9 protein-coding genes are annotated in these 10,007 nt (G+C 64.3%); 3 read left to right on the top strand and 6 right to left on the bottom strand.

The window, feature by feature from the left end:
* Positions 1 to 211 precede the first annotated feature (211 nt).
* From ACN0X9_RS13805 to ACN0X9_RS13780, 6 genes are all read right to left on the bottom strand, one after another.
* A complete protein-coding gene (locus ACN0X9_RS13805; protein ID WP_417488148.1) occupies positions 212 to 715 on the bottom strand; it encodes a hypothetical protein in 504 nt (167 codons plus the stop codon).
* A 147-nt stretch (positions 716 to 862) separates the two neighbouring features.
* A complete protein-coding gene (locus ACN0X9_RS13800) occupies positions 863 to 1,207 on the bottom strand; it encodes a hypothetical protein (protein WP_417488147.1) in 345 nt (114 codons plus the stop codon).
* Between the two features lie 60 nt (positions 1,208 to 1,267).
* Entirely contained in the window at positions 1,268 to 2,284 is a 1,017-nt protein-coding gene (locus tag ACN0X9_RS13795) for a threonine aldolase family protein (protein ID WP_417488146.1), read from the bottom strand.
* A gap of 32 nt (positions 2,285 to 2,316) precedes the next feature.
* Positions 2,317 to 3,108 carry a hypothetical protein gene (locus ACN0X9_RS13790; protein WP_417488145.1) on the bottom strand — a complete coding sequence of 264 codons (792 nt, stop codon included), beginning with the start codon at positions 3,106 to 3,108 and terminating at the stop codon, positions 2,317 to 2,319.
* Between the two features lie 97 nt (positions 3,109 to 3,205).
* On the bottom strand, positions 3,206 to 3,796 hold the full coding sequence (locus tag ACN0X9_RS13785; RefSeq protein WP_417488144.1) for a class GN sortase: 591 nt from the start codon (positions 3,794 to 3,796) through the stop codon (positions 3,206 to 3,208).
* A complete protein-coding gene (locus ACN0X9_RS13780) occupies positions 3,793 to 6,015 on the bottom strand; it encodes a marine proteobacterial sortase target protein (protein ID WP_417488143.1) in 2,223 nt (740 codons plus the stop codon). The genes ACN0X9_RS13785 and ACN0X9_RS13780 overlap by 4 nt, the downstream gene beginning before the upstream one ends.
* Positions 6,016 to 6,311: 296 nt before the next feature.
* On the opposite strand from ACN0X9_RS13780, the gene ACN0X9_RS13775 reads away from it, so the two are divergent.
* The 3 genes from ACN0X9_RS13775 to ACN0X9_RS13765 all read left to right on the top strand — a co-directional run bounded on the left by ACN0X9_RS13775 (position 6,312) and on the right by ACN0X9_RS13765 (position 10,007).
* Positions 6,312 to 7,517, top strand: a complete 1,206-nt coding sequence (locus ACN0X9_RS13775) for a pyridoxal phosphate-dependent aminotransferase (RefSeq protein ID WP_417488142.1) — start codon at positions 6,312 to 6,314, stop codon at positions 7,515 to 7,517.
* 118 nt (positions 7,518 to 7,635) lie between these two features.
* Positions 7,636 to 8,103, top strand: coding sequence for a Dps family protein (locus ACN0X9_RS13770; protein WP_417488141.1), 468 nt, complete (start codon positions 7,636 to 7,638; stop codon positions 8,101 to 8,103).
* Positions 8,104 to 8,681: 578 nt separating this feature from the next.
* Positions 8,682 to 10,007 carry a methyl-accepting chemotaxis protein gene (locus tag ACN0X9_RS13765; RefSeq protein WP_417488140.1) on the top strand — a complete coding sequence of 442 codons (1,326 nt, stop codon included), beginning with the start codon at positions 8,682 to 8,684 and terminating at the stop codon, positions 10,005 to 10,007.

Genomic DNA, 10,007 nt, shown 5'->3' with positions numbered 1-10,007 from the left:
GGCCAAGCCGGTGCGCCCGGTTGACCTGTTTCACCGCATCACGGCCCTGATCGAGCGGCCGCGCCGTTTCATCAAGGCGCCTACGTATTTCGGACCCGACCGCCGCCGTCGCCAGGACCCGCGTTATGCCGGTCCGTGGCGCCGCGAGGGTGATGATGACAAGACCTAGGTGATGTGAAGTCCGGTTGGACCCAGGCGGAAACTCGGTCGCTCAGTCGGTCATGGTGCCAGGCGGGTTCATGAAGTAGACCGTGCACACTGGCGCCGTGCTCATGCTGTCTTCCAGCTCGGTCTGCAGGGCGAGCGCCTGAATGTCCGGATCGCTGGCATCGCATGTGGCCGCGCTGCCATCCTCCCACCCGAATTCTATCGTGACCAGGTTGCCGTATGCCATGGTGAGTTCGATCGAGCCGCCCAGCGTTTCGTGCGGATCATCGGCAACAACCGTGTAGATCGCGCGATCGCCGCTCTGGAAGCCGGTGCCCTCGAGTGGCGGCTGATCCCAGGCTCCGCCGTTCAGATCGGCATAGTCCAGATTGATCGGGGTGACCATGGAGGCCTCGATCACCAGCTCGATCGTCAGGCTGCGGAAAGTCTCATCCTGAAGGGCCTTGGCCGGGACAGGTTTGAGTGTGGCCCCGCCCACAACCAGGCTGTCACCCTGGGCGCATGAGATCGACAACAAGGCTGCGGCAAGTGCGGTCATCGACATCATGGGCGGTTCTCTCCGATTGATTGCCTGGAAGCTGGCACGCCCGGCGCTAAGATTTCCTGAACCGGCGCCGGCCCGCCTGGTCGCTGGGTTGCGTGGTTGCAGGGGCAGCCTGCGTGCGAAGTGTGTTCGGGCGGGGGCGTCAGCCTGTCAGGCCCGTTCGAGCGCGTCCTGGGCGATCTCGACCCGGCGATAGGTCGAAAACACGATCACGGCCTCTTCGGCCCCGACCGCCTTGCGCTTGCGGATGATGGTGGAAAAATCGGCATTGTTGACCAGCAGGTCGGGCCCGACGCCGGTCAGCTCCTCGCGCAGGATCATGGCCGTGTCACAGCTCAGCGGTGCGCCACAACCGGAACGGCAGGCGATGGCATCGGCTTCGGCCAGCAAGCCCTGCATGCGGTGCGCGGCAGTCCTGTCGGCAATAAGCGCCCGGCCATAGGCGTCAAAGCGGACCGCATCGAGGTGAAACAATACTCCCCACTCGGTCGACATGTGGATCTCCTCGCTACACGCAAAGAGTGTACTTGTTTTGTTCCGTCCTCGCAAGTTGCGTCAGATCGCGGCCAGTGTCGCCGCGATTTCCGTTTCGGTGGTGCACCAGCTGGTCACGAAGCGGGCCGAGCCATCCGGCCATTGGTAGAATTGCGCGCCGGCCTCCCGCAGCTTTGCCGCAATGGCCTCGTCGAGGCGGACGAAGATCTCGTTACCATCGACCGGATGCAGCACCTCGGCACCATCGACGCGGCGAAAGCCGTCGGCCAGGGTCTTGGCACGGGCATTGGCGGTGCGGGCCAGATCCAGCCACAGATTATCCTTGAGCCAGGCCTCGAACTGGGCTGCCATGAAGCGCATTTTGGGCGCCATGTGACCGGCGCGTTTCTGGCGGGCCTGCAGCTCCTCGAACCGGTCCATGACCGAGGGAAAGAGAATGACGGCCTCGGCGCCCAGGGCGCCATTCTTGGTGGCGCCAAAGCACAGCGCATCGACCCCGGCCTTCCAGGTCAGCTCGGCCGGGCTGCAGCCCAGCGTCACGAGGGCATTGGCAAAGCGTGCGCCGTCCATGTGGATGAAGGCGGGACGCTCTTTCACCAGACCGGCGCGTTCGCGAACCTCGGACGCCGTATAGGCCGTGCCGCTCTCGCTCAGATTGGACAGGGACAGCACGCGGACCGGGCTGGTATGGACGAAGCCTTCGGGGATTTCCGCCAGTGCCCGTTCGAGCCCGTCCATCCCGATTTTCGCATGGTCGCCGGGCAGCGGGATCAGCTTGCCGCCACCGGTGAAGAATTCCGGTGCACCGCGCTCGTCGCGGTGGATGTGCGCCTCGTCATGACACAGGATCGCGCCATGGGGGGGACACAGGACCGACAGGGCCAGCGCGTTGGACGCCGTTCCCGAGACCGCGAACAGAACCTTCAGATCAGTCTCGAAAATCTCTTTCAGGTGCGCTTCGACCCGGGCCGAGACCGGATCGGCCCCATAGGAGGGGGCAAAGTCGCGATTGGCGACCGTGATGGCCTCGATCAGGGCCGGATGGGCGGGGGCGGTGGTATCGGACAGGAAATTCATGGGCCGCAATGGACAGAGGAAGACGCCGGACGTCAATCACCGAAGGCGGGGTCGGGGACAAGTGGCGGCAGGCTGTCGCGCATCTGGTCGGCTGACGAGGTCGGTCGTCCGAGTACATCCGCCAGCGTCGCCTGTCCGCGCAGATCGCGGCCGGGATAGGCATTACGCTCGAACAGGGCGCGGATCTGGTCAGCCGTCAGGTCGACCATCGCGGCGCGGCCGCGGGCGATGTTCTCCTCGCTGGCATATTGCAGCATGGGCAGTCCGTCGTCGGACCTGAACGGGGTGCAGGCCAGTGCCCGGCGATTGGCGTCGGACGTCGACAGGCAGAAGACCGAGCGGACGGCGTATTCAGTTCCGCCTCCGCCGCCCGGGAAAGGTATCGCCGCTCGGTCATCGTTGAAGGGATTGGTGTCGCTGAGAATGTTCGGCGCTTCCTCGCCCCCTGCTGGAGCGGGTGCGGCCTCGGCCAATTCTTCTGTTGTGGGAGTGGGAACCGGTTCCTGCATGGCCTCCGGCGCGATGTCGGAACCGGTGTCTGGGTCTGACGCTTCTTCTGTCGCCGGGACTGGGTCTGATTCCGCAGGCGGGGCAGGCTCAGGCTCAGGATCCGGGGTGATCTCCGGTTCCGGCTCTGGCTCGGGCTCCGGCTCGGGCTCGGGCAGGGACACAAACACGATATCGAGCACGGCCGGCTCGGTCTCGACGGGTTCCGGGCGAGGTGCGAACAGCAGGCCGATGATGATCAGGAGGTTTGCGGCAAGCGCAAGCGCGCCGGCGGTTAGACGGCGGCGCAAGGCTTCGGAAAGGGGCGTCAAAAACACCACGCCCGGTCGATCCTTTCACTCGGCCCCCGCCGTCACGGATCCTGCTTAGACCAGCGAGCGAGCAGATGCCAGAGCCATGATACGGTCGAGGTGTTCAGAGCGTGGTCACCGGTTCGGCCCAGACCACATAGCGGTCGGGTCCCGGCACAAGGCTGCCAAAGGGCCAGCAGGTCACAAGGGCCAGTCGGGCCGGGCCGAGCGATGGTTCGATTCCGGACCGGGCGGCGTCGACGATTTCGGTACCGGTCACGCGAAACCGCAAGGGGTGGCCGGCCGCTTGTTCCACGATCACGATATCGCCGGGCACCAGCCTTTCCAGGAAAGCGAAATGGGTATCACGGTGGGCGGCGATCACGCTGACACCGTCCTCGCCAGGCCGGGCCGATGCGTCGAGCAGGGACGGCCCGAAGGCCAGCGCTTCACCGCCGCCATCGGAGAGGACGATGGCGTGCTCGCCAAGGGACGGGACGGAGAGCCGCGCCACGGGCCGAAAATCGGCCCAGGGCCATGGTGTGGACGCGGACTCTCCGTCGATTGCGCGGGTCCAGGACTGTGCAAGGAGGACCTGCGCAATATCGGCCTTCACCCCCAGCCAGGCGCCTTGCACGAAGACGCCGAGGCCGGTCACCATCAGGCCGAGGGCCAGCAGGCGGGAAGCAGGAAGGCGGGTTGGAAAACGGATCACCACAGGCGCTCCTCGCGGCGGGTGATCAGCCAGATCAGGGCGAGCATCATCATCAGCGCGCCCAGTATCATCAGGACCTGCCGCGGTGTGGCTGTGGCGGGCAGGGCCAGGCCGGCGCTGTCGGCGGCTGTTCCGTCGGCCCTCGGCGCGAGCCGTGCGGCAAAGAGGCGGGCATCGGCGGAGGCGTGGTGGAGTCCAGGTGCGGCTTCGCGCTCGACGGCGCCGAGATTCCAGCCGTCCGGCACCATGGCGGGGACGTCCCGACTGGCCAGCGGAGCGCCGTCCGGCCGGGCCGGTGTGACATCCACCGCAACCAGGCTGGTCAGCCGCGATACCAGGCTGAACTCCAGCGCGGCTTCCAGCACGGCGGCATCAATGCGGCTGGCGGCCACACCCTGGAAGCGGGTCTCTTCGAGAGCCCGGATCCGGTTGCGACCGAAAAGGGTGGCGATGCCGTGTCCTTCATGGGCGTCGGCGAGGGAGAGGGTTTGGCGCCAGCGGGCGCCCGCGGTCTCGCCTTCGATGACCATGCTGCCGTCGCGGCCAGCCAGGCGGGCGGTCAGGGTGACTGGTTCGCCGTAATAGAGGTCGGGCAATGGGGCGGGCCAGATCTCGCTCAGCGCGCCTTCGGGAAAGAGGGCGTCGAGATCGGTCATGACCGGACGTTCCAGCGCCGTGAAGAGCTCTTCCATGCGGGCCTCGACCTCGCTGACCTGTCCGATCTGCGTCGAGGTACCGCGTCCAAGGCGGGCGGCGCGGCTCATGAAATAGCCGTTCGGCGCCGAGCCGATCCCGACCGGAAACAGGCGCGACCGTCCCAGACCGGCCTCGATGGCGCCGAAGAGTTCGGCCTCATTGCCGATCGCGCCATCGGTCAGGAAGACAACCTGGCGGACCCGGCTGTCATCATCGGGGCTGGTGTCGCGCAGCGCGGCGTTGAGAGCTGGCAGCATCACCGTTCCGCCTTGCGCTTCCAGTCGGCGGGTAAAGGCCAGCGCGGTGTCGACATTGGCCGGTGTGGCATCCACAGCCTGCGGGAAGACCTGTTCCATCGTATTGTCGAAGCGGATCACATTGAACCGGTCGCCCGGTTCCAGGCGTTGCAGGGCGGTGATCAGGGCGGCGCGGGCCTGGCGCATGGAGGCGCCGCCCATCGAACCGGAATTATCGATCACGAAAATGGTTTCGCGGGCCCGGCGCGGCGTATCGGCGCCCAGTTCGGCGGGCGGTAACACCTGGGCCAGCAGATAGGTCTCGCCCTGCCATTCCTCGACGAAGAGGGCGGCGCTGGCGGCACTCGGATCGGCTGGGCGCCAGGTCAGGACGAAATCACGATTGGCCGGGACCGGGCCGTCGGCGAGGCTGATACGGGCCGTCCCGTCGGCGAGCCGTTCGACCAGAGTGGCGTGGTAGAGACTGGCGATTTCGCCGAGGGCATAACCGGCGTCAAGATCGGCGGTGATCGTGACCGGAAGGCGCAACTGATCACGCGGTTCCAGCGATTCCGGCATGACCGGCGGGGTGATGCGGGCCGCATCGGGCACGGACGGGGTCCCGGTCGAGACCATTTGCAGCCCGTCACTGTCCGGAATGTAGCGCGGGGTCAGGCCGAGGGGCTGCGTGAACTGGAAACGGCCATCCACGAAGCGCGCCACATCCTGGTATTCAAACTGAACGATGATGGTTTCGCCCGGCCCGATATTGGCGACCGAGGTGGTGAACATGTTGGGGCGTTCCTGCTCGACCAGGCTGGCCCGCTGGCCATTGGCGCGGGCGGCCTCATAGGTGCGGCGGGCGGCCTGGCGTTCCTGGATCTCGCCCTCGATGAAACGGTCGCCGACCTGCATGCGCAGCCGGTCGACGCCACTGTCCTCGGGCATCGGGAAGACATAAGTCGCCTCGACCCAGGCGTCGGTCGGGTTTTCAAAGCGCTGGGTAATAGTGGCGCGCACGACCGGTCCGGAAATATTGAATCTGATATCTGTCGCGACCATCGGGGCGGGGATGTATCGGCCGGGCTCGATGGTCTTGATCAGGAGGGCTCCCTCATTGATCTCGGACAGCCGGACCATGTCGCTTTCATCAATCTCCACCGGCGCCGGTACATCGGCGCGGGCCTCCGACCAGAGCAGGACCGTCGCGGCGAGGGCCACGACGGCGAGTGTGAGTGCAAACCAGGCCTGTGAACCTGCCGAGTGGTGAGTGTGTGCGGCCGCCATGCGAACCTCCCCGTGATGTGCCGGCCGCCCCCACTTGCGAGGGTGATTGCGGGGCGACCGGCTTCCCTGTCCACGGTCACGCTGTGCCTCGATCACGAGTGTGACAGGGCGGTAATGCGGCGATTGCGGGGAAAATTGGGGCGATGTCGGGGCGGGTGGCGCTGGATGTCCCGGCGCCCAGCCATGCGAATTCGCTGTTGCGCCCTGGCGATCTTGCATGGCTGGGGGATTGGCGTGCCGGGCGAGCGGGACTAGGCTTTTGCTTTCCAGCCGAGCTCTACCGGGACATCATCATCATGACTTTCACGCCGTCCGCCGCGCTCCAGCGCGTCAAACCCTCTGCCACGCTCGCCGTCACCCAGAAGGCACGCGAACTCAAGGCCAAGGGGATTGACGTCATCTCGCTCGGTGCCGGCGAGCCGGACTTCGACACGCCCGACCACATCAAGGATGCGGCGATCGCGGCCATCCGGCGCGGTGAGACGAAATACACAAATGTCGATGGAACACCCGAGCTGAAGAACGCGATCATCAAGAAGTTCCGGCGTGACAATGGTCTGGAGTATGTGGCCAACCAGATCCACGTTTCCACCGGCGGCAAGCCGGTTATCTACAACGCGCTGCTGGCCAGCCTGAACAGCGGCGACGAGGTCATCATCCCGGCGCCCTACTGGGTCAGCTATCCGGAAATGGTCAATCTGGTCGGTGGGACACCGGTCGTGGTCAAGGCCGGCATCGAGAACCGCTTCAAGATCAACCCTGACCAGCTGGCGGCGGCAATCACGCCGAAAACCCGCTGGTTGATCCTCAATTCGCCGTCCAACCCGACCGGCATGGGATATACACGCGACGAACTGCGCGCCCTCGCTGACGTCCTGCTGGCCCATCCGCATGTCTGGATCATGACCGACGACATGTATGAGCACATTGTCTATGAGGGCTATGAGTTCGCGACCATCGCCGAGGTCGAGCCGAAACTCTACGATCGCACCCTGACCATGAATGGTGTCTCGAAAGCCTATTCCATGACCGGTTGGCGGATCGGCTATGCCGGTGGTCCGGCGGCGCTGATCAAGGAGATGGGCAAGGTCGCCTCCCAGACCACCTCAAATCCGTGCTCGATTTCCCAGGCGGCTGCGGTGGAAGCGCTCAATGGCGACCATTCATTCCTCGAAGCCCGCAATGCGGCCTTCCTGCGCCGGCGTGATCTGGTGCTGGCGGCGATCAACGAGGCGGACGGCCTTGTCGCCCCGACACCGGAAGGCGCCTTCTATGTGTTTGCGGATTGCTCCGGCACGATCGGCAAGACCGCGCCGGACGGAACGGTGATCAATAATGACACGGATTTCTGCGCAGCCCTGCTGGGCGCTGAAGCCGTGGCTGCCGTTCCCGGTATCGCGTTTGGCCTCGAGCCGGGTTTCCGTATTTCGTACGCGACGTCCGATGAAGCCCTTGTCGAGGCCGGCAAGCGGATCCAGCGCTTTTGTGCCTCGCTGCGGTAGTCATAGGTTCTTTCTATATTTGACCCTGTAAATCCTGATTTGAATTATGGTCGTTGACGTCCTACATCAGGGTCAAGGCAGCGGCACCGCCGCGCGAAACGCAAATGAGGAGAACGACATGGGTATCAATATGGGTCTGACCGACACGCAGCGCGAGGCCATGGCGAACGCAGTCACGGCTGTCCTGGCCGACACCTATGCGCTCTATTTCAAGACGCATGTCTATCACTGGAACGTCACCGGTCCGCGCTTCCATGACCTGCACGCCCTCTTCGAGACGCAATATAATGAACTCTGGATGGCGACGGATGAGATCGCCGAGCGCATCCGCGCCCTCGATGTTGTCGCTCCGCGCTCCTACGGCGAGATGACCGACGCCGCCACGGTCAAATCCGGCGGTGAGGCGACCGAAGCCAATGACATGTTGCGGGATTTGCTGAGCGGACACGAGACCGTTGTCGCGACCATCCGCAAGGCGCTGACGCTGGCGTCGGAGCATGGCGATGAAGCCACGGCTGACGTGCTGACGCCGCGGCTGACCGAGCACGAGAAGTCCGCCTGGATGCTTCGTTCCACAATCGGCTGACCGACCCGGTCGGTTCGTTGACGAGAGCCCCGACGCCGCCGGTGTCGGGGCTTTTCTCTGTCTCGGTGCCGACATCTGCCAATCAAAAAAATGCCCCGGCTCGATGAGCCGGGGCAGTGATTGTCATGCGGGCCGGGGAAGCCCGAAAGATATGGCGCCGGGTCCTAAAGGGGAGGAGAGGGACCCGGCGCGATCTTGCGCGCCCAAATGGGGAGGAGGGGCGCACAAAACTCAGAAAGGGGAAATCTGAGGAGCGGCGTGATCGCCGCGTCGGGTGTGTATATGTGTGATTGTTGCCGGTAACAGAAGTGCCAAAGCGTCATGTCAGTTATGCGAAAATGCAAAGAAAACATGTGATCGCCACACATTGTCGCATTGTTGCCGTATTTGACGCGGCCCGCCAAGCCCACGAAACCTGCCGTTAACAAAATCTGGCCAAATACCTCTAGAGTCTTACAGATCCGGAACCGACCATGTTCGCAGCACGCTTTCGTCGCCCAGACACAAATCGCGAAACCGCACTCGTCGAAGCAAGCTCGCTGCCGGCTGCGAGTGTCAACCAGGGCTCCGGCGATGCAATGTCGGTTGATGCAATGTCGATTGACGCCTTGGTGACGGCAATCAGTCACGTGGCTGAGGGCCAACAGGCACCGGCTGGACTGCCAAGCCAGATCGAACAGGCATTGAACAACCTCGCGGCCCGAATTGCCGAGCGTGATTCCAGCGAGCTGGCTCGCGCGACCGGCTTCTCGATGCAGGCCAGTGACACGATGGCAGCGGTGTCACGGGCTACGGGCGACATCCGCGAGGTGGATGTGAGCAGCCAGGCGATGGCGACCGCCATCGAGGAGCTGGACGCCTCCATCCAGCAGATAGCCGGTCACGCCGAGGGTGCCAGCGCGAAACTGGCGGAGTGTGTCCGGGCGACCGATGACGGCCTGGCTGAGGTCGATCAGACGGCCAGCCAGATGACCGCCATCGATACCAGCTATTCCGGCATCGAAACCCGCATCAATGCCCTCGAAGCCGCTTCCAATCAGATCAATGAAATTGTTGAAACCATCGCCGCGATCGCGGGCCAGACCAATCTGCTGGCGTTGAACGCGACGATCGAGGCCGCGCGCGCTGGCGAGGCGGGCAGAGGGTTTTCGGTTGTCGCCCAGGAGGTCAAGGCGCTGTCGGAGCAGACCGAGAAGGCGACGGGTGATATCCGGCGCCGTATTGAAAATCTGCAAGCTGAGGTCTCCGGCATCACCGACGCTGTCGAGAATGCGGCGTCTGCAATCTCGTCAGGCATGACCGCATCGCGCTCTGCCCATGAAAAGGTCCGCGCCGGCGTTTCCTACGTGAATGACGGTGAGCAACTGGTCGGTGAGATTGCCAGGTTGATGCAGGAACAACGAGCTGCGACCCAGGAATTGTCGCGCGGCGTTGCGGCGGTCGCTGGCAGTGCGCGCAAGGCAAGTGGCCGCGCCGAGCAGGTCATTGACTCGGTGACGCTGTCGGAAGCGCTGGTCGGTGAAGCCTTCGAGGCGCTCGAAACCCGCTCGATCCCGGACTACGTGCTCTATCGGGCGAGGTCCGACCATTTCCTGTGGAAGAAAAACCTGTCCGAGATGCTGGTCGGTCGCAACGCCCTCACGGAAGAAGCGTTGGTCGATCATCGCAATTGCCGCTTGGGCAAATGGTATGACAGCGTCGGTGATGCCGCGATGCGGGCGCGTCCGACATTCATGGCTCTCGAGGCGCCGCATGCCGAGGTCCATGCGAGAGGCCGGGAAGCCGCTCGCTTGTTTGCGGCCGGGGATCGCGCTGGGGCCGAAGCTGCGGTCTCGCAAATGGAAGCCGCGTCGCAACAGGTCGTCGAGTTGCTTGACCAGTTGATTGACGAGGTTTCCAGCTAG

This window comes from Maricaulis sp. (genome assembly GCF_048268525.1).
Lineage (GTDB): Bacteria > Pseudomonadota > Alphaproteobacteria > Caulobacterales > Maricaulaceae > Maricaulis.
This window is presented reverse-complemented; position numbering and strand designations above follow the sequence as displayed.